Here is a 23,156-nt window from a genome sequence, read left to right on the forward strand (position 1 = left end):
GCTGGGATGAGCGGAACAGGACGTGGAGACGGCGGCCACGGCCGCCTCGGCAATGTGTTGTCGGGGCTGGTCGTGGCCGTCGGCTGTGTGCTCTTCCTCGGCGGGTTCGTCTGGGGAGCGGTGGAGTACCAGCCGTACACCGTGCCGACGGACTCGATGGACCCCACGGTGAAGGCCGGCGACCGGGTGCTGGCGCAGCGGATATCCGGCGATCAGGTACGGCGCGGCGACGTCGTGGTCTTCAAGGACGCGCAGTGGGGCGACATGCCGATGGTGAAGCGGGTCGTCGGCGTGGGGGGTGACGAGGTCGCCTGCTGCGACTCCGAGGGGCGCCTGACGGTGAACGGGAAGGCGATCGAGGAACCGTACGTCCAGCGGATGCCCGGCGGTCTCGCGTCGACCACCGGCTTCGGGGCCACGGTCCCGAAGGGACAGCTGTTCCTCCTCGGCGACGAACGCAGCGGGTCGCTGGACTCACGGGTCCATCTTCAGGAGCAGGGACAGGGGTCGGTGCCCCGTTCGACGGTGACCGCGCGGATCGACGCCGTGGCCTGGCCGCTGGGCGGCCTGGTCGAGCGCCCGCGCGGGTTCGCGGCGCTGCCCGGCGGGGTGTCGGATCCGGGGCCCGTCACGCTGGTGGTGGGCTCCGTGGTGCTCGGGGCGCTGCTGATTCTGGGCGGGGCGGCGTACGGGCCGGTCGTACGGCGGCTGGGCGGGCCGCGGCGTACGGGGCGGGCAGAGCCGACGGGGCGGACCGACGGGGAGGTGACGCCCGGTGTCCAGTGACGCGCTGAGGAAGGTCTCACGGATCGTGCTGCTCGACCCGGACGACCGCATTCTGCTGATGCGCGGGTACGAGCCCGGCGATCCCGCGAACGACTGGTGGTTCACGCCCGGTGGCGGCCTGGAGGGCGACGAGACGCGGCAGGAGGCCGCGCTGCGCGAGCTGGCCGAGGAGACCGGCATCACAGAGGTTGAGCTCGGGCCGGTTCTCTGGCGTCGTACCTGCTCCTTTCCGTTCGACGGGCGGCGCTGGGACCAGGACGAGTGGTACTTCCTGGCACGTACCGCGCAGACGGAGACGACCGTCGAGGGGCTGACCGAGCTGGAGCGGCGCAGTGTCGCGGAGCTGAGGTGGTGGACCTCCGCCGAACTGTCGACGGCGCGTGAGACGGTGTATCCGACCAGGCTCGCCGGGCTGCTGCGCACGCTGCTCGACGAGGGTCCTCCGGGTGCGCCGGTGCTTCTCGCCTCTGAAATCGTCTAGGGGCGCACGGGGCCGGAGCACAATAGGGGGACGTACGGCTGAAGGGGAACATGCCATGAGCGCCGAGGACCTCGAGAAGTACGAGACCGAGATGGAGCTGAAGCTCTACCGGGAGTACCGCGATGTCGTCGGTCTTTTCAAATACGTGATCGAGACCGAACGACGCTTCTATCTCACCAATGACTACGAGATGCAGGTGCACTCGGTGCAGGGCGAGGTCTTCTTCGAGGTCTCGATGGCGGACGCGTGGGTCTGGGACATGTACCGGCCGGCCAGGTTCGTCAAGCAGGTGAGAGTACTCACGTTCAAGGACGTGAACATCGAGGAGCTGAACAAGAGCGACCTGGAGCTCCCGAGCGGCTGAAGCGACTGAAGCGACTGAAGGGGCTGAGGCGGGGACCGTGGTGTTGTTGTGGCTCCTGAGGCGTCTGTGATTCCTGGGGCGCTGGTGGGTGACGGAGTTATCCACAACCGGTGAGTTGTCCACCAAGATCCACTCGCTGGGAGTCTTCGCCCCAGAGTCGGTGCCGGAGGTGGTGCCGACATGAACGCGACGGGGGCACTCGGGCGGTACGGCGAAGGGCTGGCCGCGCGACGGCTGGCGGCGGCGGGAATGACTGTGCTGGACCGCAACTGGCGGTGCGGCAGGACGGGCGAGATCGACATCGTCGCCCGCGACAAACGGGATGTATTGCATTTGATACAACATTGCGCGCAGTGGCCGCGCCGCCGTTTCGGCTGGTCGCGGGCTTCCCGAGGCGTCAGCCTCGGGAAGCCCGTTAGGTCACTGACCTGCACACTAGCACGCTAACTCATCAATGATGCATCTGATACAACATCCTGGTGAGCGTGAAAGCACCCGGGTCTGCCCGGCTTGTCCTGGCGGACAACGTCATCCATCTCGATCCCGCGCCGGCGGTGTTCGAGGCGATGAAGGAGGGCTGGGCAAGGCAGCAGTCGGCGCGGTTCCTGAAGTCGACGACCATCAATCCGCGGGTGCGGCTGATCGAGCGGTTCTGGGAGTTCACCGGGCAGTACCCGTGGCAGTGGACTCCCGCCGAGGGAGAGGCATTCATCGCCGACTTGCGAAGCGGCAAGTCGCCGATCCAGATGTCCACCGCGCGGACGTACGAGGTGATCATCGGCCTGTTCATGGAGTACGTCATGGACGGCCGATACGAGTGGGCCCACGTCTGCGCCGAGCGGTTCGGTGAGGCACCCCAGGAGATCTTCCACGAGGGCAACTCGGTTCTACACACCGTCGAGTACGAAGCCGATCCCCGCCGACGGCCGCTGACCTACGACGAGGTTCAGGCCCTGTTCGACGCGGCGGACGCCCGTCCCCGCAAGATCCGTGAGCAGGGCCGCAAGGGTGCTCTCGCCGCCCTGCGTGACGCGGCCGTCATCAAGGCTGTCTACGCCTACGGGACGCGACGCACCGAGTCGTCAAAGCTGGACCTGGTCGACCTACGGCGCAACCGCAAGGCCCCGCAGTTCGGCACCTGCGGCAACCTCATGGTCCGCTACGGCAAGTCGAAGAATGGCGCCCCGCCCAAGCGCCGGACGGTGCTGATGGTGCCCGAGATGGACTGGGCTGTCGACGTCATCCAGGAGTGGATAACCGAGATACGCCCGCACTTCTCGCCCGGCCGCCACCCCGCGCTCTGGGTGACCGAGCGGGTCGGGCGCCTGTCACCGCGTTCGATCAACGCCGCTTTCGTCGCCGCCCGTGAGGCCGCCGGCCTGGACGAAGACCTCGACCTGCACTGTCTCCGGCACAGCTACATCACCCATCTGACTGAATTCGGCTATCCGGCCAGGTTCGTACAGGAACAGGTCGGTCACTCCCACGCCGCGACCACGGCCATCTACATGGGAGTCTCGAACGAGTACCGCAACAAGCTGCTGGAGGTCTCGATGAAGGCCCGGCTCGGCAACGACTGGACGTGACAGCGTGATCAAGAAAATGGGCTACCAGTGGCAGTTGCGGCAGCTGATGGCCGAGCGTCAGATGTTCCAGACGTCCGACCTGGTGCCGCTGCTGGCCGAGCGAGGCGTGAAGCTCTCACGCGAGCAGGTCTACCGGCTGGTGACCCAGCCCCCGCAGCGGATGAGCATGGACACCCTCGTCGCGCTCTGCGACATCCTCGAATGCACACCAAACGACCTGATCAAGCCCGAGATCGTCAACGTCCCCCTCCGCAAGACCGCTGACGGCGACGAGGGCCCGGTGTCTGTCGAACGGCGCCGGACCGTCATCCGCCGCCCAGGACAGTCGTGACCAAGTGGCACGTCCGCAAGAGGGCCGCCGAGCTCGCCGAGATCCGGGCACGACTCCTCGCGCTGCTGGAGAAGACGGTCGGCCCGGACCTGGATGCCGCGGCGGCCCAGTCCTTCCTGGAACAGGCCAAGGCATGGCTCCCAACCAACGCCCGCGTTCTGGACCGGTACATCACCGAGCACCCGGACGCCCTGACCGCTCCGTCGTCGTTCTGCCCGTTGTCCCTGCCCCGGCTCCTTCGCCTCCTGCGCGACGCTGGCCACGGCGAGGCCATCACGCTGCTCGGCTGCGCACGCTGCGGCCGCACCGACCTGGACTTGCGCCGCATGGCGCCCGACGGCCGATGCTGCCCATGGTGCGTCCACCGCGACGAGCTCAAGGAGTGCGCCCGCTGTCACCAGCAGGGACACATTGTCACGACCCGTGACGAGGGACCCATATGCCGGATCTGCTACCGCGTTGATCCGCTGACCTTCAAGACCTGCGCGCAGTGCGGACGGCACGTTGCACCCAACACCCGCTGCGACGACGGCACGGTCCTCTGCAACGCGTGTGCTCCCAAGCCCAAGCGGGAGTGCGCCCAGTGCGGAGCCGTCGCCCCGATTTGGGCCAACCGAGACGAAGGGCCGATCTGCCGGTCCTGCTACGACACCGCCGCGCGGACCTGCGGCGCGTGCGGTGAAGTCCGTCCGGTCGCCGTCCGGGGCACCGGCGGACGCCCCTCCTTCTGCACGCACTGCTACAAGGCTGCCCTTTCCGCCGAGTGCTCGTCCTGCGCCCGGATCCGCCCCGGCTACAAGATCGAGGGCAAAGAGTTCCGCTGTTTCCCCTGCGCACCCCGCTCGACCAAGGCTTGCGGCAGTTGTGGAGAACAAGTGATACCGCAGGCCATCTGGCCGCTCGGCCCGGTCTGCCACCCGTGCTACTCACGCCGCAGACGTCGACCCGGAACCTGCGCCGACTGCGGATCGACTGCGGTTCTGGTCGGTCGATCAGAGCACGGCAATGACGTCTGCGGGCCGTGTGCTGGGGCCGACGGCTTCGAGTACCGATGCCGTCGCTGCGATTCGACCGGCGAACCCTACTCTGGCGGACTCTGCATCCGATGCATCGTCAGTGACCGAGTCCATGATCTCCTCGGTGACGAGGACGGCGTCATACCCGGCCCCCTGAAGCCTCTCGCCGACGCGCTCACGAGCGCTCGCCGCCCGTATTCGGTGAGGGGCTGGATTGATCGCGGGCCCAGTGCAAAGCTCCTGGCCCAGCTCACCAGAGATCATCCGGAACTCACGCACGAACATCTGGACGCGCTGCCCCGCGGCCATGCCACGAACCACATCCGTGAAGTGCTGGTCACCACCGGTGTCCTGCCGCGCAGGCAGGAGGCATTCGCCCAGCTCCAGCTCTGGGTGAAAGAGAACCTCGACCAGCTTTCACCACATCACCAGCGGATCATCCGCCCGTTCGCCGAATGGCATGTCGTCCGTGACGCCCGTCGCCGCGCGGACCGGGGCCGCTACACGACGGGGTCCGCTACCGCCGACAGGATGGACATACGAGTCACCATCGAGTTCATGACCTGGCTCGATGAACAGGGCCTGACTCTCGGTTCTCTGACACAGGACGATCTCGACCGCTGGGTGACCGCGCACCCAACCCGCCGACGAGGTCTGCACGCCTTCATCCGATGGACCTCTGCCCGCCGGCTCACCGGCAAACTCGACCTCGCCCGTCAACCAGTTGCGCTCCCATCCCAGTTCATCCCCGAGGACGAGCACCTTGACCAGCTCAAGCGCTGCCTCAACGACGAATCGATACCTCTCCCGGCACGCATCGCAGGGGCACTGACCAGGCTCTACGGATTGCCGACCATCCGCATCGTCGCGCTGACGACCGATCGCTTCCATCGGGAACAGGACGACGCCTACCTCACGATCGACCGTCATCCCGTGCTCCTGCCGCCGAAACTGGCCCGCCTCATCGAGCAGCAGATCAACGGCCCGGGAAGTCGCTCGGTGTTCCACAAGGCCGCCGACGGGACACGATTCCTGCTGCCCGGCCAGCCAGCAAGCAAGCCTCAAAACCCGGCTTCCATCCAGCGGCTGATGAAGAAGCACGGCCTGCCGACCATCAGCGCCCGCAACACGGCCATGATCGAAATGGTCATGGAGCTTCCTCCGATCGTGGTCAGCGACCTCATCGGGATGAGTCCTTCCACCACTCACCGGTGGGCCCAGTACGCACAGAACAGCTGGGCCGAGTACCTCGCTGCCTGCGCGGAACCCGAGGAATAGCGCAGGGTCGGAACACTGACATTTCCCCAGTCGGGGACGTGCTGGTCGTCTGTGAGGTGAAGACCCGCAGGCAGGGCTCTTTCGAGCATCCGATGGCCGCCGTCACGCCGGTGAAGGTGGACCGGCTGAGGCGGCTCGCGGCCTGCTGGCTGGACGCGTTCGGCGGACCGCCCCCGGGCGGCGTGCGGATCGACCTGATCGGGGTGGTGCTGCCCAGACGCGGCGCTCCCCTGGTCGAGCACGCGCGANNTCGCGCGTGCGTGTTCGGTCGCGCTGGTGGGCGTCGAGGGCGTGGTGGTGGAGGTTCAGGCGGATCTCGAACCAGGTGTGGCCGCCTTCACCCTCGTCGGACTGCCCGACAAGAGCCTGTCGGAGAGCCGGGACCGGGTCAGGGCGGCCGTCGTGAATTCCGGCGCGGAGTGGCCGCAGAAGAAGCTCACGGTGGGGCTCAGCCCGGCCTCCGTGCCCAAGAGCGGATCCGGTTTCGATCTCGCAGTCGCGGTATCGGTGCTGGGGGCGGCCGAGCGTATCGAGCCGCGCGCCATCGCCGATCTGGTGCTGATCGGGGAACTGGGCCTCGACGGCAGGGTCCGTCCTGTACGAGGCATTCTCCCGGCCGTCCTCGCGGCGGCCGAGGCCGGCTATCGCCAGGTGGTCGTGCCGGAACAGACGGCGGGGGAGGCATCGCTCGTGCCGGGCGTGTCCGTGCTCGGCGTACGGAGCCTGCGCCAGCTCATCGCCGTACTGACCGACGAACCGGTGCCCGAGGAGCCGACGGTCACCGAGGAGGGCCGCCCCGATCCCATGCTCGCCGGTCTGCTGGTCCCCGGCGCCGGAGTGGGGACGGGCCTGGCTCCCGGCTTCGGGCAGCGCGATGCGCACTGCCCGGACCTCGCCGACGTGGCGGGGCAGCAGGCGGCGCGTACGGCCCTGGAGGTCACCGCGGCGGGCGGACACCACCTGCTCTTGCAGGGGCCGCCCGGAGCGGGCAAGACGATGCTGGCCGAGCGGCTGCCGGCACTGCTGCCACCGCTGACGCGACAGGAGTCCGTGGAGGTCACGGCGGTGCACTCGGTCGCCGGGATCCTGCCACCCGGCGAACCGCTCGTCCGCACGGCGCCCTACTGCGCCCCGCATCACTCGGCGACCATGCAGTCCCTCGTCGGAGGCGGCAACGGACTGGCGAGGCCGGGAGCGGTGTCCCTGGCACACAAGGGGGTGCTCTTTTTGGACGAGGCGCCGGAATTCTCGGGCAAGGCGCTGGACGCGCTGCGCCAGCCCCTCGAATCGGGGCAGGTCGTCATCGCGCGCAGCGCCGGAGTCGTACGGCTGCCCGCCCGCTTTCTGATGGTGCTCGCCGCCAACCCCTGTCCCTGCGGGCGGCACACCCTGCACGGCGCGGGGTGCGAGTGCCCGCCCTCCGCGATCCGCCGCTACCAGTCGCGTCTGTCCGGTCCCCTGCTCGACCGGGTTGATCTGCGGGTGGAGGTGCAGCCGGTGCACCGCGCCGATCTCATGGGCCAGGGCAGCCGGGGTGAGACCACGGCAGCCGTCGCCGAACGGATCAAGGAGGCCCGGCTGCGGTCGGCGGAGCGCCTGGCGGGGACGCCGTGGACGGTCAACAGCGAAGTGCCCGGTCACGAACTGCGTACCCGGTGGCTCACCGCGCCCGGTGCACTCGACGCCGCCGAGCGCGACCTCGAACGGGGGCTCCTCACGGCCCGAGGGCTGGACCGGGTGCTGCGAGTCGCGTGGACGATCGCGGACCTCGCCGGGCGGGACCGTCCCGACGGACGAGACGTAGGTCTGGCGCTGGAGCTACGCACCGGCATCGCACGCGGCGCCGGGGCCACGATCGGCGGTGTGTCATGACCACGGGATACGGGGCGGACGAGAGGCTGGCGAGGGCCGCCCTGACACGGGTGATCGAGCCGGGCGACGAGAACGGCGGGCGGTGGCTGCACAAGTTCGGCGCCCGAGGGCTGATGGAGTTCCTCACCTCCCCCGAGGGGACCGACGAAGAAACCCTGTGCGAAGTCGGTCCACGCCGCATCCGCGGCCTGCGGGCGCGCGCCGCGGCGGCCGCGCCCGAACGCGACCTGGCGGCCATCGCCGCGGTCGGCGGCCGGTTCGTCTGCCCCGGCGATCAGGAGTGGCCGACCCAGCTCGACGACCTGGGCACGTCGCGTCCCATCGGGCTGTGGGTGCGTGGCAGGCCCGACCTGAGGCTCTGGGCCCTGCGCTCCGTGGCCGTCGTCGGAGCCAGGGCCTGCACGCCCTACGGAGCGCACATGGCGGGGAGCATCGCGTCGGGGCTGGCCGAGCGGGGCTGGGTGGTGACATCGGGGGCGGCGTACGGGGTCGACGGAGCCACCCACCGGGGAGCACTCGCCTCCGACGGCGCGACCGTCGCCGTTCTGGCCTGCGGCGTCGACGTCGTCTATCCGCCCGGACACGCGGAACTGGTCCGGCGCATCGCCGAACAGGGACTGGTGGTGGGGGAGCTGGCGCCCGGTGATCATCCGACCCGCAGCAGGTTCATCCTGCGTAACCGTGTGATCGCGGCCCTCACCCGGGGGACGGTCGTGGTGGAGGCCGAGTACCGCAGCGGCTCACTGGTCACCGCGCGCAGCGCGCAGCGGCTCGGGCGGTTCACCATGGGGGTGCCGGGGCCCGCGACGAGCGGGCTCTCCGCCGGGGTGCACGAACTGCTGCGAGGGGAAGGCGTGCTGGTCACGGACGCCGCCGAAGTGGTCGAGCTGGTGGGAGACATGGGTGACCTCGCACCTGCCAGGCGCGGCCCCGTCCTGGCCAGGGATCTGCTCGATCCCCTCGGCAGACGGATCCTTGACGCACTGCCCGCCCGAGCGGCCCTCGGTGGGCGGGAGATCGCACGGGAGAGCGCGACGACGGCAGACGAGGCTCTCGGCAAGCTGTACGAACTTCACTCCCTCGGGTTCGTCGAACGGCACGGTGAAGGCTGGCAGTTGACGCCACGGACGACACGCGACGGCGGCACGCGGCGAGCCGGTCCTTGACCTGGGGCATTCGGGTGAAAAGGTGAGGCAGATGACCTTCGCAGTCCACCCGGCGGCGCCACTGCGGCCGATACGCGCGGTGTCGGCGCCGGATCGCGGAATCTCGGCGGCGGCCGACATCGCCTGTCCGGACAGGCGATAGCCTCACCCTCCTCGCGCACCGCGACCACCTTGTCACGCTACGCTCACCAGGAATCCGGCCCAGACATATCTCCCCTCACTTCACGGCAGAACGGCTCAAGGCAACGCATGCCCCAGCACACCTCCGGGTCCGACCGTGCGGCGGCGCCCCCCGTGGTGCCCCCAGCGGCCCGCGGCGAAGTGCGACCCTCCGCCCCCACGGCGCTCGACACCTTGTGGCGGTCGTACAAGACCACGGGTAACGAGCGGCTGCGTGAGCAGTTGATCCTGCACTACTCGCCGTTGGTGAAGTACGTCGCCGGCCGGGTGAGTGTCGGGCTGCCGTCCAACGTCGAGCAGGCGGACTTCGTCTCCTCCGGGGTCTTCGGACTCATCGACGCGATCGAGAAGTTCGACATCGAGCGGTCGATCAAGTTCGAGACCTACGCCATCACGCGCATCCGCGGCGCGATGATCGACGAACTGCGCGCGCTGGACTGGATCCCGCGCTCCGTACGCCAGAAGGCCAGGGCCGTCGAGCGCGCGTACGCCACGCTGGAGGCGCAGCTGCGGCGTACCCCTTCGGAGAGCGAGGTGGCCGCCGAGATGGGCATCGCCGTCGAGGAACTGCACGCCGTCTTCAGTCAGTTGTCGCTGGCGAACGTCGTGGCGCTGGAGGAGTTGCTGCATGTCGGCGGGGAGGGGGGCGACCGGCTCAGCCTGATGGACACGCTGGAGGACACGGCGGCCGACGATCCCGTCGAGGTCGCCGAGGACCGGGAGCTGCGCCGGCTGCTCGCCCGGGCCATCAACACCCTTCCCGAGCGGGAGAAGACCGTGGTCACCCTCTACTACTACGAGGGGCTCACGCTGGCGGAGATCGGCAACGTCCTCGGTGTCACCGAGAGCCGCGTCAGCCAGATCCACACGAAGTCCGTGCTCCAGCTCCGCGCGAAACTCGCCGACGCGGGACGCTGAATCGTCACTGCCCCCCTGCGCGAGCGGTCTCCGCCGTACAGTGGGCTCGTGCCCAGGATTCGAGCGGCCTCCGTGGCCGAGCACCGGACCATGCAGCGAGGCGCCCTGCTGGACGCCGCACGCTCCCTCCTGTCCGAAGGCGGCACGGAGGCGCTGACCTTCCCCGCCCTCGCCGAGCGCACGGGGCTCGCCAGGTCGTCGGTCTACGAGTACTTCCGCTCGCGTGCGGCCGTCGTCGAAGAGCTCTGCGCCGTCGACTTCCCTGTCTGGGCAGCCGAGATCGAGTTCGCCATGGCGGAGGCGACGACCGCCGAGACCAAGATCGAAGCGTATGTACGCAGGCAGTTGAGCCTGGTGGGCGACCGCCGTCACCGTGCGGTGGTCGCCATCTCCGCGAGCGAACTCGACGCGGGTGCCCGCGAGAAGATCCGCGCGGCGCACGGCGGGCTCATCGCGATGATCGTCGACGCCCTTTCGGAACTGGGCCACGAGCAGCCGCGGCTGGCCGCGATGCTGCTTCAGGGCGTCGTGGACGCCGCCGTGCGGCGGATCGAGTTGGGCGCGGCCGAGGACCCCGTGGTGATCGCCGAGGCGGCGGTGTCCATGGTGCTGACAGGCGTACGCGGTAACTGACCCCCGTACGACTGCGCCGGCGCACCCACGCGGCAGCCGCGAGCAGGGCCGCGGCGTGCAGAGCGTCCCCCGCCGTGGCGGCGGTCTCCTCGGTCATGATCACCACGTCGTCCGGCGGCAAGGGCGACGGGGATCCGGGCGGCGCATGCGCGGCGGCCGGCTCGGGGACCCCGAACACCGGCAGCAGACGGGCCGGGCCGCGGTCGAGCAGGTCGTCGGGCAGCAGGGACAACGGGTCGAGATAGGTCTCGCCCCGCAGCAGACCCCAGTGCAGACATCCGCCCGCGCAGTGGAACGGTCCCGGCCCCAGGACGGCCACGACCTGGCCCGCCGTCACCTCGTCCCCCTCGGCGACGACCGCGGTCACCGGTTCGTAGGTGGTCCGCAGGGGTGGCTGCCCGGTGCCGGTCAGCGTGATCGACAGGACGCCGCGGCCCGCCACCATGCCGGTGAAGGACACGCGGCCGGGAGCCGCCGCGCGGACGAGCGTGCCCGGGGGCGCGGCGAGGTCGACGCCCCGGTGGCCGGGGCCGTACGGCGATGCGGGCGGGTCCCACGCTCGTAGGAGGACCGGTCGTGGCCCGACAGGCCAGGCCCGGTCGCCGCTCACACCGGTGTGGGTCGCGGCGTCCGTGGCGGGATCGGCCGCGGCGCCGGTGTCGCCGCCCGGAGTGGCCGCGGACGCGTCCGCGGATGTGTCGGCGCCCGCGCTCGCCTCCTCGTGGCCGCTGGCGCGCGCTTCGGACGATGGGCCGAACAGAACGGCGGCCACCACCCCCGCGAGCGCGGCGACGCCGGCGGAGAGGCACAGAGAAAGGATCCCCCGCCGGCCACGGCGGACCGGTCGGGCGGAGGTGTGAATGTGCAGTTCGTGGACAGTGATCATGTCGTTCACGCTGCCGCAGTTCGCGAATTCATGTGGATCATGCTCGGATCCTGTGGATAACCGGCCCATTGTGTATAACTCCGTCACCCCCGCACTCCGTCGCCGGGCACTGTGCGGGTCCCGTACACTTCCTGTGGCGATCCGGGTCACCGGATCGACTTCGCACGCCCCGCCACCGGCCTCTTCGCCGGTGTTCGCGCTTCTCGGTCCCTCGTGGCAAAGCGTTCCGGGGCGTCAGGCGCGTCCGCCGTCCGGCGGACACGACAACCGAGTACCTCAAGGAGTACGGCCATGGCCGTCGTCACGATGCGGGAGCTGCTGGAAAGCGGCGTCCACTTCGGTCACCAGACCCGTCGCTGGAACCCGAAGATGAAGCGCTTCATCTTCACGGAGCGCAACGGCATCTACATCATCGACCTGCTCCAGTCGCTGTCGTACATCGACCGCGCCTACGAGTTCGTCAAGGAGACCGTCGCCCACGGCGGCTCCATCATGTTCGTGGGTACGAAGAAGCAGGCCCAGGAGGCCATCGCCGAGCAGGCGACGCGCGTTGGCATGCCGTATGTCAACCAGCGCTGGCTGGGCGGCATGCTCACCAACTTCTCCACCGTCTACAAGCGTCTCCAGCGTCTCAAGGAGCTTGAGCAGATCGACTTCGAGGACGTGGCCGCCTCCGGCCTCACCAAGAAGGAGCTCCTGGTTCTCTCGCGCGAGAAGGCCAAGCTGGAGAAGACCCTCGGTGGTATCCGCGAGATGCAGAAGGTGCCCAGCGCCGTCTGGATCGTCGACACCAAGAAGGAGCACATCGCCGTCGGTGAGGCGCGCAAGCTCCACATCCCGGTCGTCGCGATCCTCGACACCAACTGCGACCCCGACGAGGTCGACTACAAGATCCCGGGCAACGACGACGCGATCCGCTCCGTCACCCTGCTCACCCGCGTGATCGCCGACGCCGTCGCCGAGGGCCTCATCGCCCGCTCCGGCGCCGCGACCGGCGACTCCAAGCCGGGCGAGAAGGCCGTCGGCGAACCTCTCGCCGAGTGGGAGCGTGACCTCCTCGAAGGCGACAAGAAGAGCGACGCCGAGAAGCCCGCGGACGCCGCCGAGGCGCCTGCCGACGTCCAGACCTCCGCCGAGACGGCGAAGGTCGCCGACGCCGAGCAGGCCGACGAGGCCGCCGCTCCGGCCGAGGCCCCCGCTGCCGAGGTCGCTGAGGCTCCGGCCGCCGAGGCTCCGGCCGCGGACGCCGACAAGGCCTGACCTCAAAGGTTCGGTTGCTGACGGCGGGGGCCACGGGCCCCCGCCGTCAACCCGTAGATCTTCGACTTCCTAGAGAGACTTAGAGACATGGCGAACTACACCGCCGCTGACGTCAAGAAGCTCCGTGAGCTCACCGGCGCCGGCATGATGGACTGCAAGAAGGCCTTGGTCGAGGCCGACGGCGATGTCGACAAGGCCGTCGAGGTACTTCGCGTCAAGGGCCAGAAGGGCGTCGCCAAGCGCGAGAGCCGCAGCGCGGAGAACGGCGCTGTCGTCTCCCTCGTCTCCGACGACAACACCTCCGGTGTTCTGCTGGAGCTGAAGTGCGAGACGGACTTCGTCGCCAAGGGCGACAAGTTCCTGGCCGCCGCCAACGCGCTCGCCGCGCACGTGGCGTCGACCAGCCCCGCCGACATCGACGTGCTGCGTGCCTCGGAGATCGAGCCCGGCAAGACCGTCCAGGCATTCGTCGACGAGGCCAACGCCAACCTCGGTGAGAAGATCGTCCTGGACCGCTTCGCGCAGTTCCAGGGCGACGGCAGCTTCGTCGGCACGTACATGCACCGCACCATGCCCGACCTCCCGCCGCAGGTCGGTGTCCTGGTCGAGCTGGAGAAGGGCAGCGCCGACGACGCCACGGCCGCCGCGGTCGCCAAGGACGTCGCGCAGCACATCGCCGCCTTCGCGCCGAAGTACCTCACCCGTGAGGACGTCCCGGCCGACGTCGTCGAGAACGAGCGCCGCGTCGCCGAGGCCACCTCTCGCGAGGAGGGCAAGCCCGAGGCCGCGCTGCCCAAGATCGTCGAGGGTCGTGTCAACGGCTTCTTCAAGGAGGTCACCCTCCTCGACCAGCCGTTCGCGAAGGACAACAAGAAGTCCGTCAAGAAGGTCCTGGACGAGGCCGGTGTCACGCTGAAGCGCTTCGCGCGCATCCGCGTCGGCGCCTGACGTTCCGGACAACGCCCCGGGACCGAGCACCCGGGACAGCGCAGTCGTACGCGATCGACGGTGGACCCGGCTAGGGTCTACTGCAGCCGCCTGCCGAACACGCGCCGGACGGCCGCAGATCTGACGAGGAGGCCATTGCCGCTAGGGACACAGACCCCACCGGCAATGGCCTTCTTCGTATGTGCACGAGGAGATCCCCATGAACAAGGGCGCGGACGCCACCCAGTCCACCGACGACAACGGCGACCCTGGCAAGAAGGCCGGGCGCTTCATGCTGAAACTGTCCGGTGAGGCGTTCGCCGGCGGGGGAGGGCTCGGCGTCGACCCCGACGTCGTACACGCCATCGCCCGCGAGATCGCCGCCGTCGTACGGGACGGGGCGCAGATCGCCATCGTCATCGGCGGAGGCAACTTCTTCCGCGGCGCCGAACTGCAGCAGCGCGGCATGGACCGGGCCCGCTCCGACTACATGGGCATGCTCGGTACGGTCATGAACTGCCTGGCACTCCAGGACTTCCTGGAGAAGGAGGGCATCGACTCCCGCGTCCAGACGGCCATCACGATGGGGCAGGTCGCCGAGCCGTACATCCCGCTGCGCGCCGTACGGCACCTGGAGAAGGGCCGCGTCGTCATCTTCGGCGCCGGCATGGGGATGCCGTACTTCTCCACCGACACCACCGCCGCCCAGCGCGCTCTGGAGATCGACGCCGAAGCGCTGCTGATGGGCAAGAACGGTGTGGACGGGGTCTACGACTCCGACCCCAAGACCAACCCCGACGCGGTGAAGTTCGACGCGCTGGAGTACGGCGAGGTGATCACCCGCAACCTCAAGGTCGCCGACGCCACCGCCGTCACTCTCTGCCGCGACAACGCGCTGCCGATCCTGGTCTTCGAACTCCTCACGGAGGGCAATATCGCGCGCGCCGTCAAGGGTGAGAAGATCGGCACGCTCGTGAGCGACCAGGGCACCCGGGCCTGAACTCGGGCTGCCCCGCACGGGGATGGACAAAGCCCTGCCGGTCGGACACCGTGCAGGAAGAAGACGCGACGCAGGTTCCGCCGGCCCTGTTAGCACCGGGCCCACTCAAGACACGCAGGAGCAAGTGGTGATCGAAGAGACCCTCCTCGAAGCAGAGGAGAAGATGGAGAAGGCCGTCCTGGTCGCCAAGGACGACTTCGCCGCGATCCGCACCGGTCGTGCGCACCCGGCGATGTTCAACAAGATCGTGGCGGACTACTACGGTGCCCTGACCCCGATCAACCAGTTGGCCTCGTTCTCGGTGCCCGAGCCGCGCATGGCCGTGGTGACCCCGTTCGACAAGAGCGCGCTGCGCAACATCGAGCAGGCCATCCGCGACTCCGACCTCGGAGTGAACCCGAGCAACGACGGAAACATCATCCGCGTGGTGTTCCCCGAGCTCACGCAGGACCGCCGCAAGGAGTTCATCAAGGTCGCCAAGACCAAGGCGGAGGACTCGAAGATCTCGATCCGCTCCGTGCGCCGCAAGGCCAAGGAGACGATCGACAAGTTGATCAAGGACGGCGAGGTCGGCGAGGACGAGGGCCGCCGCGCCGAGAAAGAGCTCGACGACACCACGGCGAAGTACGTCGCCCAGGTCGACGAGCTGCTCAAGCACAAGGAAGCCGAGCTGCTCGAGGTCTGATGAACGACTCTTCCTGGGGGGCCCCGCCGACCGCCGGCTACTGGGGACCGCCTGACCAGGGGGCTGCCCCGGCGGGTCCCGCATACGATGAGCTTGACGCACAGCAGACTCGGCCCATGCCCATCGTGCCCGACGTACCCGCGAGCGGCGGGGCCCAGGATGACGACCGGGGGGCTGCTCGGCCGGGCGGCCCCCTGTTCCGTGACGAAACGCCGCAGGAGCCCATGTCCGCCCCTCCGCCACCTCCGCCGAAGAAGCGGGCAGGCCGCGACCTCCGTGCGGCCATAGGGGTCGGTGTGGGGCTCGGCGCGGTGATCGTGGCGTCCCTCTTCATCGTGAAGGCCGTCTTCATCGGCGTGATAGTGGTCGCGGTCGTCGTCGGGCTCTGGGAGTTGACCTCCCGGCTGGACGAGAAGAAGGGCATCAAGGCGCCGCTCGTCCCGCTCGCCGTCGGTGGCGCCGCGATGGTCGTCGCCGGGTACGTACGGGGCGCGGAAGGCGCCTGGGTCGCCACCGCGCTCACCGCGCTCGCCGTGCTCGCCTGGCGCATGACGGAGCGGCCGGAGGGCTATCTCAAGGACGTGACGGCGGGCGTCTTCGCGACGTTCTACGTGCCCTTCCTGGCGACGTTCGTCGCGATGATGCTCACGGCGGACGACGGCGCGCAGCGCGTGCTCACCTTCCTGGTGCTGACCATCGTCAGCGACACCGGTGCGTACGCGATCGGCTGGCGCTTCGGCAGCCACAAGCTGGCGCCGCGCATCAGCCCCGGCAAGACCCGCGAGGGCCTGTTCGGCGCCGTGGGATTCGCCATGGTCGCGGGCGCGCTGTGCATGCAGTTCCTCATCGACGACGGCACCTGGTGGCAGGGTCTGCTGCTCGGTCTCGCCGTGGCGGCCAGTGCCACTCTCGGCGACCTGGGCGAGTCGATGATCAAGCGGGATCTCGGGATCAAGGACATGGGCACGCTGCTGCCCGGTCACGGCGGCATCATGGACCGCCTCGACTCGCTCCTGCCGACGGCCCCGGTGGTGTGGCTGCTGCTGGTGGTGTTCGTCGGCTCGGGCTGAGCCGTATCCGTACCGGTTACCCTGGTAAGGCCCGCCGTCCCGTACGGCGGGCCTTACTGCGCTCCGCGGTCGCGGGGCCCGTCACATGAGGTCTCCTGGCACCGGCAGTGTGCCCATGTCCTTCCCGCAGCCGGCGGGGAACACCGGCCTCGTCGTACCGAGGAGAAAACAGCTCATGGCACCGCCCAATCCCGGAGAGCTCACGTTTGTCGCGCCCCGTGGCGCCAAGAAGCCGCCGAGGCACCTTGCCGACCTCACACCAGAGGAACGCCGCGAGGCCGTCGCGGCACTGGGCGAGAAGGCGTTTCGCGCCAAGCAGCTGTCGCAGCACTACTTCGCGCGATACGCGCACGACCCCGCGCAGTGGACGGACATCCCGGCCGGGGCGCGCGAGAAGCTCGCCACGGGGCTGCTGCCCGACCTGATGTCCGTGGTGCGCCACATCTCCTGCGACGACGACACCACCCGTAAGACGCTGTGGCGGCTCCATGACGGCACGCTCGTCGAGTCCGTCCTGATGCGGTACCCGGACCGGGTCACCATGTGCATCTCCTCGCAGGCGGGCTGCGGCATGAACTGCCCGTTCTGTGCCACGGGGCAGGCCGGTCTCGACCGCAACCTGTCCACGGCCGAGATCGTGCACCAGATCGTGGACGGCATGCGCGCGCTGCGCGACGGCGAGGTCCCCGGCGGCCCCGCCCGGCTGTCCAACATCGTCTTCATGGGCATGGGCGAACCGCTCGCCAACTACCGGCGCGTCGTCGGGGCGATCCGCCGGCTGACCGACCCCGAACCCGACGGTCTCGGCCTCTCGCAGCGTGGCATCACCGTCTCGACGGTGGGCCTGGTGCCCGCGATGCTGCGATTCGCCGACGAGGGCTTCAAGTGCCGCCTCGCCGTGTCGCTGCACGCGCCCGACGACGAATTGCGCGACACCCTCGTGCCGGTCAACACCCGTTGGAAGGTGCGAGAGGTGCTGGACGCCGCCTGGGAGTACGCGGAGAAGTCGGGCCGCCGGATCTCCATCGAGTACGCCATGATCCGCGACATCAACGACCAGGCGTGGCGGGGCGATCTGCTGGGCCGGCTGCTCAAGGGCAAGCGGGTGCACGTCAATCTGATCCCGCTCAACCCGACGCCCGGCTCCAAGTGGACGGCCTCCCGGCCCGAGGACGAGAAGGCCTTCGTCGAGGCGGTCGCGTCCCACGGAGTGCCGGTGACGGTGCGCGACACCCGAGGCCAGGAGATCGACGGGGCGTGCGGTCAACTGGCGGCGACGGAGCGCTGAGCGCGGCGAAGGGCCCCGACGGGGCCCATGTACGCTGAGTTCGAACGAATTACATATTCCGACAGGGGAGCGCCACAGCGCTGAGAGTGCGGCAGAGGCTTGAGAAGAGCCTCACGGTCGCAGACCCTCTGAACCTTGCCCAGGTCATTCTGGGTAGGAAGTTCGGTCATCACTCAAGCTGTTGCGCCCTGCCCTGCTCCGGTCCGCCGGTGCGGGGCAGGGCCGCGTCTTCTCCTGGACATCCCAGGAGGAATTCAGTGCGTACCACGAAGAAATTGGCGGTCGGCGCCGTCGCCGCCGCCCTCGGAGTCTCCACGCTCGCGGCGTGCGGCGGTGGGTCGCAGGACTCCGCGGCGTCGGACGGGGCCGAATCGAAGAGCGTGACGCTCGTCGCCCACGACTCGTTCGCCGCCTCGGGCTCCGTGCTGAAGGAGTTCACCAAGCAGACGGGCTACACCGTCAAGGTGCTCAAGAGCGGCGAAGCCGGCGCCGCGCTCAACAAGGAGATCCTCACCAAGGGTTCGCCACAGGGCGACGTCTTCTTCGGCGTCGACAACACCCTGCTCTCCCGCGCCCTCGACAACGACCTGTTCACGCCGTACGAGGCCAAGGGCCTCGACCAGATCCGCGCCGACGTACGGCTCGACGACGCCGAGCACCGCGTCACCCCCGTCGACACCGGCGACATCTGCGTCAACTACGACAAGAAGTACTTCACAGACAAGAAGCTGGCCCCGCCGGAGTCCTTCGCCGACCTGGCGAAGCCCGCCTACAAGGACCTCCTCGTCGTCGAGAACGCCGAGCAGTCCTCGCCGGGTCTCGGTTTCCTGCTCGGCACCGTCGCCGCGTACGGGGACGACGGCTGGCAGGACTACTGGAAGCAGCTCAAGGCCAACGGCGTCCAGGTCGTGGACAGCTGGGAGCAGGCTTACAACGAGGAGTTCTCCGGCTCCGCGGGCGGCAAGAAGGCGAAGGCGGAGCGTCCGCTCGTCGTCTCGTACGCCTCGAGTCCGCCCGTCGAGGTCCTGTACGCCGACCCGCAGCCCAAAGAGGCGCCGACCGGCGTCGCCGCGGGCACCTGCTTCCGGCAGATCGAGTTCGCCGGCCTGCTCCAGGGGGCGAAGAACGAGGCGGGCGGCAAGGCCCTGCTTGACTTCCTGGTGAGCAAGACCTTCCAGGAGGACATGCCGCTCAACATGTTCGTCAATCCGGTCGTCGACGGCGCGAAGCTGCCCGCGCTCTTCACCGACCACGGCGCCGTCGTGGACAACCCGGAGACCGTGGCGCCGGAGAAGATAGCCAAGAACCGTGACGAGTGGATCCAGTCGTGGTCCTCACTCGTCGTCAAGTAGGCACTGAGGGCGCCCGGAAGAGCGAGACGTCCACGCGTACGGGAGCGGCCGGCGCCGGTCCGGTCGCCGAGGGACGGGGCGGGGGACCGGGATGTGCGGCGCGCGTCGTACGGCGTCGGGCGAGCGCCGTACGGCTCTGCCTCATGGCCGTGCCCGTCGCCTTCTTCGCGATCTTCTTCGCCTACCCCGTCGCCGCGATCGTCGGCCGCGGGCTGAAGGCGGGCGGCTCCTGGCACTGGGGCAGGTTCGGCGACGTGCTGAGCCGGCCCGACATCGGACAGGTGCTGTGGTTCACGACATGGCAGGCCGCGGTCTCCACCGCCCTCACACTGTTGATCGCGCTGCCCGGCGCGTATGTCTTCGCACGCTTCGAGTTCCCGGGCAAACAGCTCCTGCGCGCGGTCGTGACGGTGCCGTTCGTCCTGCCCACCGTCGTCGTCGGCACGGCGTTCCTCGCGCTGCTCGGGCGGGGCGGGCTGCTCGACGAACTGTGGGGCGTGCGGGCGGACACGACGGTGTGGGCGATCCTCCTCGCGCATGTCTTTTTCAACTACGCGGTGGTCGTCCGCACCGTGGGTGGGCTCTGGGCCCAGCTCGACCCACGCCAGGAGGAGGCCGCCCGGGTGCTCGGCGCCGGGCGGTTCGCGGCGTGGTGGCGGGTCACTCTGCCCGCCCTCGGCCCCGCCGTCGCCGCCGCGGCGTTGATGGTCTTCCTGTTCACCTTCACCTCCTTCGGCATCGTGCAGATCCTCGGTGGTCCGGCCTACTCCACCCTGGAGGTGGAGATCTACCGGCAGACCGCGCAACTGCTCGACCTGCCCACCGCAGCCGTTCTGACGATGGTGCAATTCGGCGCCGTCGGCGCGATCCTGGCGCTACACGCCTGGACCGTACGGAGGCGGGAGACCGCTCTGAAACTGGTCGACCCCGCGCAGACGGTGCGCCGACCGCGCGGAGCGGGTCAGTGGACGCTGCTCGTCGGCGTGCTCGGCACCGTTGTTCTGCTGATTCTGCTGCCCCTCGGGGTGCTGATCGAGCGATCGCTCGACGGTCCCGCCGGTTACGGCTTCGACTACTACCGGGCGCTCCGTTCGGTGGAGGCGAGCGGCGGCACGTTCCTCGTACCGCCGCTGGAAGCGGTCTGGAACTCCCTGCGCTACGCCCTGACGGCGACGGTCATCGCCCTGGTCGTGGGCGGGCTGGCGGCTGCGGCGCTCACCCGCCGGGCGGGGCGCCTCGTACGAGGCTTCGACGCCCTGCTGATGCTCCCGCTGGGCGTCTCGGCGGTGACCGTCGGCTTCGGGTTCCTGATCACGTTGGACGAGCCGCCGCTGGACCTGCGGGCGTCATGGATCCTGGTGCCGCTCGCCCAGGCGTTGGTGGGGGTTCCGTTCGTCGTACGGATCATGCTTCCCGTACTGCGCGCCGTCGACGGGCGGCTGCGTGAGGCAGCCGCTGTTCTCGGGGCCTCGCCGTTGCGTGCGTGGCGGGAGGTGGATCTGCCGATGGTGCGGCGAGCGGTGCTGGTGGCCGCCGGATTCGCCTTCGCCGTCTCGCTCGGCGAGTTCGGTGCCACGGTCTTCATCGCGAGGCCGGACCGGCCGACGCTGCCGGTGGCCGTCGCACGGTTGCTGGGGCGCCCGGGTGACCTCAACTACGGGCAGGCGATGGCACTGAGCACGGTGCTGATGGTGGTGTGCGCCGTATCGCTGCTGGTGCTCGAACGTATCCGTACCGACCGTTCCGGAGAGTTCTGATGGCCCTGCTCACTCTTGAGGACGTGACCGTACGATTCGGGCGGCGGGCGGCGCTCGACGCGGTGGATCTGCGGATCGCCGAGCACGAGATCGTCTGTGTCCTGGGGCCGAGCGGCAGCGGCAAGTCCACCTTGCTGCGCGTCGTCGCCGGCCTGCAACCGCCCGACTCGGGGCGGGTGTTGCTGGAGGACGCCGACCAGGCGGGGATACCGGTGCACCGGCGCGGGGTCGGACTGATGTTCCAGGATCATCAGCTCTTTCCGCAGCGTGACGTCGGTGGCAACGTCGCCTTCGGCCTGCGCATCCGCGGTGAGTCGCGAGGCGAACAGCGGCGACGTGTCACCGAGTTGCTCGACCTCGTCGGCCTGCCAGGTGCCGAACGCCGTGCCGTCGCCGCGCTGTCCGGCGGCGAGCAGCAGCGTGTGGCACTGGCCCGGGCGCTCGCCCCCCGGCCCCGGTTGCTCATGCTCGACGAACCACTCGGCCAGCTGGACCGGAGTCTGCGCGAGCGCCTGGTCGTGGAACTGCGCGGCGTGTTCGCGCAGTTGGGTACGACGGTGCTCGCCGTCACCCACGACCAGGGCGAAGCCTTCGCACTCGCCGACCGGGTCGTGGTGATGCGTGACGGACGCGTCGCCCAGACCGGCACACCGGTGGAGGTCTGGCAGCGCCCGGCCTCCGCGTTCGTGGCGCGCTTCCTGGGCTTCGACAACGTCGTGCCGGCCACCGTGCGCGGCGACGTCGCCGATACGCCCTGGGGCAAGGTTCCGGTGCCCGCCGACTCGCCCCAGGGACCGCGTACGTTGCTGGTGCGTCCTGCGGGGGTACGGCTCGGCGCCCCTGAGGACGGGCTGCGGTGCACCGTCGGGGCGCGCACGTTCCGCGGCAGCCACGTCGCCGTCCTGCTGCGCCCCACCGACGGTCCCGAGGTGGAAGCGGAATGCGCACTCCGCGACGTCCCCGACGAGGGCGCGACGGTCGGGATCTCCTTCGCGGCCGAGGACGTGGTGGTCCTGGCCGAAACCGAAGAGGCCGCGGCTCCAACAGGCGGCAACGGGGCGGACTGACGGGACGTCGCCCGCCCCGCGCCCTACAGGTCAGCCCGAGAGCCGGGCCAGGGCTTCCGGAGCCTCGGCCACCGAGTCGACGAGGGCGATCCGGGATTCCATCGAGCGCTCGCGCGCCAGCGCCGTGAGCAGCGGCCAGGCGGGCAGCTTCCGCGTCCAGTGCTCGCGGTCGACCAGGACCATGGGCGTCGGTTCGCCGCGCGACTCGTAGTAGTTCGGCGTCGCGTTGTCGAAGACTTCCTGGACGGTGCCCGCGGCGCCGGGCAGGAAGACGACGCCGGCGTTGCAGCGGGCGAGCAGGCCGTCCTCGCGGGTGGCGTTGGCGAAGTACTTGGCGATGTGTCCGGCGAACGCGTTCGGCGGTTCGTGGCCGTAGAACCACGTGGGGATTCCGACCGACCTGGCGCCCCCGGGCCAGCGGCCCCGTACCTCGAAGGCGGCGCGCGCCCAGTCGGAGATCGAGGGGCTGAACGACGGTGTCTTGGCGAGGATTTCGAGGGCCTCGTCCAGCATCTCGTCGGGGTGCGGGGCGGCGTACGCGCCGAGGTTGGCGGCCTCCATGGCGCCCGGGCCGCCGCCCGTCGCGACTGTCAGCCCCGTACGGGCCAGATCGCGGCCGAGGCGAGCCGCCCCCGCGTAGGCGTGGGTGCCACGTGCCATGGCGTGGCCGCCCATGACGCCGACGACCTGTGCGCCGACGAGGAGTTCGTCCAGAGCGTCCGAGATCGCGTCGTCGTGGACCGACCTCAGCATCGAGCTGAGTATGTCGCCGTCGGCCTGGGTTCGCTGGAACCAGTCGTAGGCGAGGGCGTCCGGCGTCACCTCGTACCCGCCCTCGTCCAGCCCTTCGAAGAGCTGCTCGGGCGTGTAGAGCAGGCCCCGGTACGGGTCGAAGGGGAGGTGCGGGACGGGAGGGAAGACCAGGGCCCCGTCCGCCCGTATCTTCGCCGCGGCGTCCGGTGCCATCGGGCAGCCGAGGAAGACGGTTTCGGAGGTGTCGGTGGACAGCAGAGCGAGCGTACGGCCCGTCAGGTCGACCGACTGGACCCGGAAGCCGCTGAGCGTCCCGCCCAGGATCACCTGGTCGAACTCGTCGAGGGTCTCGATCTCGCGGTCCAGGCCGTCCGCCCGGTGCTCCCAAGGCCCCTGGGGGCCCCGCGCCGCCGCTTGTTGTGCTTCATGTCCGTCGTGTCCCTCGCCGTACGCCATGCGGACACGATAGGCCCCGCGTACGGGAGGGGAACGGGAGTCCG

General features: G+C 69.4%; 20 protein-coding genes and 3 pseudogenes. 21 read left to right on the forward strand and 2 right to left on the reverse strand.

The genetic code is table 11. The features are described from left to right. Nucleotides 1–6: 6 nt before the first annotated feature. The 12 genes and pseudogenes from lepB to BHU15_RS17555 all read left to right on the forward strand — a co-directional run bounded on the left by lepB (nucleotide 7) and on the right by BHU15_RS17555 (nucleotide 10,611). Nucleotides 7–786, forward strand: coding sequence for a signal peptidase I (lepB, locus tag BHU15_RS17510; RefSeq protein WP_069628046.1), 780 nt, complete (start codon nucleotides 7–9; stop codon nucleotides 784–786). Further along, entirely contained in the window at nucleotides 776–1,267 is a 492-nt protein-coding gene (locus BHU15_RS17515; RefSeq protein WP_069628047.1) for an NUDIX hydrolase, read from the forward strand. Before lepB ends, BHU15_RS17515 begins: the two co-directional genes overlap by 11 nt. 55 nt (nucleotides 1,268–1,322) lie before the next feature. Continuing rightward, complete coding sequence (locus BHU15_RS17520) at nucleotides 1,323–1,631, forward strand: DUF2469 domain-containing protein (RefSeq protein WP_003993268.1); 309 nt, start codon at nucleotides 1,323–1,325, stop codon at nucleotides 1,629–1,631. 180 nt (nucleotides 1,632–1,811) lie between these two features. Further along, nucleotides 1,812–1,947 (forward strand): annotated as a pseudogene (locus BHU15_RS41375) (YraN family protein); the annotation flags it as partial. Between the two features lie 250 nt (nucleotides 1,948–2,197). Next, complete coding sequence (locus tag BHU15_RS17525) at nucleotides 2,198–3,217, forward strand: tyrosine-type recombinase/integrase (protein WP_069628066.1); 1,020 nt, start codon at nucleotides 2,198–2,200, stop codon at nucleotides 3,215–3,217. A 4-nt stretch (nucleotides 3,218–3,221) separates the two neighbouring features. Beyond that, nucleotides 3,222–3,548, forward strand: coding sequence for a helix-turn-helix domain-containing protein (locus tag BHU15_RS17530; protein ID WP_069628048.1), 327 nt, complete (start codon nucleotides 3,222–3,224; stop codon nucleotides 3,546–3,548). Then, the gene (locus tag BHU15_RS38310) at nucleotides 3,545–5,842 is read left to right on the forward strand and encodes a Cro/Cl family transcriptional regulator (protein WP_079128204.1); all 2,298 of its coding nucleotides are present in this window, start codon (nucleotides 3,545–3,547) and stop codon (nucleotides 5,840–5,842) included. The genes BHU15_RS17530 and BHU15_RS38310 overlap by 4 nt, the downstream gene beginning before the upstream one ends. Further along, nucleotides 5,800–6,090 (forward strand): YraN family protein (locus BHU15_RS38315; protein WP_438284965.1); only part of this gene is annotated, 291 nt, incomplete at its 3' end. The genes BHU15_RS38310 and BHU15_RS38315, both read left to right, overlap by 43 nt. Before the next feature lie 2 nt (nucleotides 6,091–6,092). Beyond that, nucleotides 6,093–7,714, forward strand: a pseudogene (locus tag BHU15_RS17540) (YifB family Mg chelatase-like AAA ATPase); the annotation flags it as partial. Further along, nucleotides 7,711–8,880, forward strand: a complete 1,170-nt coding sequence (dprA, locus tag BHU15_RS17545) for a DNA-processing protein DprA (RefSeq protein WP_069628050.1) — start codon at nucleotides 7,711–7,713, stop codon at nucleotides 8,878–8,880. The pseudogene BHU15_RS17540 and the gene dprA, both read left to right, overlap by 4 nt. Before the next feature lie 249 nt (nucleotides 8,881–9,129). After that, nucleotides 9,130–9,978 (forward strand): RNA polymerase sigma factor WhiG, encoded by an 849-nt coding sequence (whiG, locus tag BHU15_RS17550; RefSeq protein ID WP_069628051.1) that lies wholly within the window; start codon nucleotides 9,130–9,132, stop codon nucleotides 9,976–9,978. A 72-nt stretch (nucleotides 9,979–10,050) separates the two neighbouring features. Continuing rightward, a complete protein-coding gene (locus BHU15_RS17555) occupies nucleotides 10,051–10,611 on the forward strand; it encodes a TetR/AcrR family transcriptional regulator (protein ID WP_069628052.1) in 561 nt (186 codons plus the stop codon). A gap of 292 nt (nucleotides 10,612–10,903) precedes the next feature. Here BHU15_RS17555 and BHU15_RS38320 read toward each other — a convergent pair. Then, nucleotides 10,904–11,566: pseudogene (locus tag BHU15_RS38320) on the reverse strand (peptidoglycan DD-metalloendopeptidase family protein); the annotation flags it as partial. A 222-nt stretch (nucleotides 11,567–11,788) separates the two neighbouring features. Here BHU15_RS38320 and rpsB point away from each other — a divergent pair. From rpsB to BHU15_RS17600, 9 genes are all read left to right on the forward strand, one after another. Next, nucleotides 11,789–12,757, forward strand: coding sequence for a 30S ribosomal protein S2 (rpsB, locus tag BHU15_RS17560; protein WP_069628053.1), 969 nt, complete (start codon nucleotides 11,789–11,791; stop codon nucleotides 12,755–12,757). 87 nt (nucleotides 12,758–12,844) lie between these two features. Further along, complete coding sequence (gene tsf / locus BHU15_RS17565; RefSeq protein ID WP_023538347.1) at nucleotides 12,845–13,705, forward strand: translation elongation factor Ts; 861 nt, start codon at nucleotides 12,845–12,847, stop codon at nucleotides 13,703–13,705. 199 nt (nucleotides 13,706–13,904) lie between these two features. Beyond that, nucleotides 13,905–14,684: a UMP kinase gene (gene pyrH / locus BHU15_RS17570; RefSeq protein WP_023538346.1), complete on the forward strand. Its 780-nt coding sequence runs from the start codon at nucleotides 13,905–13,907 to the stop codon at nucleotides 14,682–14,684. A 127-nt stretch (nucleotides 14,685–14,811) separates the two neighbouring features. Then, nucleotides 14,812–15,369 (forward strand): ribosome recycling factor, encoded by a 558-nt coding sequence (gene frr / locus BHU15_RS17575; RefSeq protein ID WP_031229369.1) that lies wholly within the window; start codon nucleotides 14,812–14,814, stop codon nucleotides 15,367–15,369. Then, complete coding sequence (locus BHU15_RS17580) at nucleotides 15,369–16,439, forward strand: phosphatidate cytidylyltransferase (RefSeq protein ID WP_079128205.1); 1,071 nt, start codon at nucleotides 15,369–15,371, stop codon at nucleotides 16,437–16,439. The genes frr and BHU15_RS17580 overlap by 1 nt, the downstream gene beginning before the upstream one ends. 175 nt (nucleotides 16,440–16,614) lie before the next feature. Then, nucleotides 16,615–17,727, forward strand: a complete 1,113-nt coding sequence (rlmN, locus tag BHU15_RS17585; protein ID WP_069628055.1) for a dual-specificity RNA methyltransferase RlmN — start codon at nucleotides 16,615–16,617, stop codon at nucleotides 17,725–17,727. Between the two features lie 257 nt (nucleotides 17,728–17,984). Beyond that, nucleotides 17,985–19,079, forward strand: coding sequence for a thiamine ABC transporter substrate-binding protein (locus BHU15_RS17590; protein WP_069628056.1), 1,095 nt, complete (start codon nucleotides 17,985–17,987; stop codon nucleotides 19,077–19,079). 143 nt (nucleotides 19,080–19,222) lie between these two features. Then, complete coding sequence (locus tag BHU15_RS17595) at nucleotides 19,223–20,836, forward strand: ABC transporter permease (RefSeq protein WP_069628057.1); 1,614 nt, start codon at nucleotides 19,223–19,225, stop codon at nucleotides 20,834–20,836. Further along, a complete protein-coding gene (locus BHU15_RS17600; protein ID WP_171908386.1) occupies nucleotides 20,836–21,903 on the forward strand; it encodes an ABC transporter ATP-binding protein in 1,068 nt (355 codons plus the stop codon). The genes BHU15_RS17595 and BHU15_RS17600 overlap by 1 nt, the downstream gene beginning before the upstream one ends. A 30-nt stretch (nucleotides 21,904–21,933) precedes the next feature. Here the strand turns inward: BHU15_RS17600 and BHU15_RS17605 are convergent, their stop codons facing one another. Continuing rightward, complete coding sequence (locus BHU15_RS17605; RefSeq protein ID WP_079128206.1) at nucleotides 21,934–23,112, reverse strand: LOG family protein; 1,179 nt, start codon at nucleotides 23,110–23,112, stop codon at nucleotides 21,934–21,936. Between the last annotated feature and the right edge of the window lie 44 nt (nucleotides 23,113–23,156).

Origin of the sequence: Streptomyces niveus (assembly GCF_001723055.1) — a bacterium.
Taxonomy (GTDB): domain Bacteria; phylum Actinomycetota; class Actinomycetes; order Streptomycetales; family Streptomycetaceae; genus Streptomyces; species Streptomyces niveus.

Bases quoted from the DNA above. Each gene is read 5' to 3' on its own strand.
- whiG (WP_069628051.1), top strand. From the start codon at position 9,130: ATGCCCCAGCACACCTCCGGGTCCGACCGTGCGGCGGCGCCCCCCGTG.
- BHU15_RS17580 (WP_079128205.1), top strand. From the start codon at position 15,369: ATGAACGACTCTTCCTGGGGGGCCCCGCCGACCGCCGGCTACTGGGGA.
- tsf (WP_023538347.1), top strand. From the start codon at position 12,845: ATGGCGAACTACACCGCCGCTGACGTCAAGAAGCTCCGTGAGCTCACC.
- lepB (WP_069628046.1), top strand. From the start codon at position 7: ATGAGCGGAACAGGACGTGGAGACGGCGGCCACGGCCGCCTCGGCAAT.
- BHU15_RS17600 (WP_171908386.1), top strand. From the start codon at position 20,836: ATGGCCCTGCTCACTCTTGAGGACGTGACCGTACGATTCGGGCGGCGG.
- BHU15_RS17605 (WP_079128206.1), bottom strand. From the start codon at position 23,112: ATGGCGTACGGCGAGGGACACGACGGACATGAAGCACAACAAGCGGCG.
- dprA (WP_069628050.1), top strand. From the start codon at position 7,711: ATGACCACGGGATACGGGGCGGACGAGAGGCTGGCGAGGGCCGCCCTG.
- BHU15_RS17595 (WP_069628057.1), top strand. From the start codon at position 19,223: ATGGCCGTGCCCGTCGCCTTCTTCGCGATCTTCTTCGCCTACCCCGTC.
- rpsB (WP_069628053.1), top strand. From the start codon at position 11,789: ATGGCCGTCGTCACGATGCGGGAGCTGCTGGAAAGCGGCGTCCACTTC.
- BHU15_RS17525 (WP_069628066.1), top strand. From the start codon at position 2,198: ATGAAGGAGGGCTGGGCAAGGCAGCAGTCGGCGCGGTTCCTGAAGTCG.
- BHU15_RS17520 (WP_003993268.1), top strand. From the start codon at position 1,323: ATGAGCGCCGAGGACCTCGAGAAGTACGAGACCGAGATGGAGCTGAAG.
- pyrH (WP_023538346.1), top strand. From the start codon at position 13,905: ATGAACAAGGGCGCGGACGCCACCCAGTCCACCGACGACAACGGCGAC.
- rlmN (WP_069628055.1), top strand. From the start codon at position 16,615: ATGGCACCGCCCAATCCCGGAGAGCTCACGTTTGTCGCGCCCCGTGGC.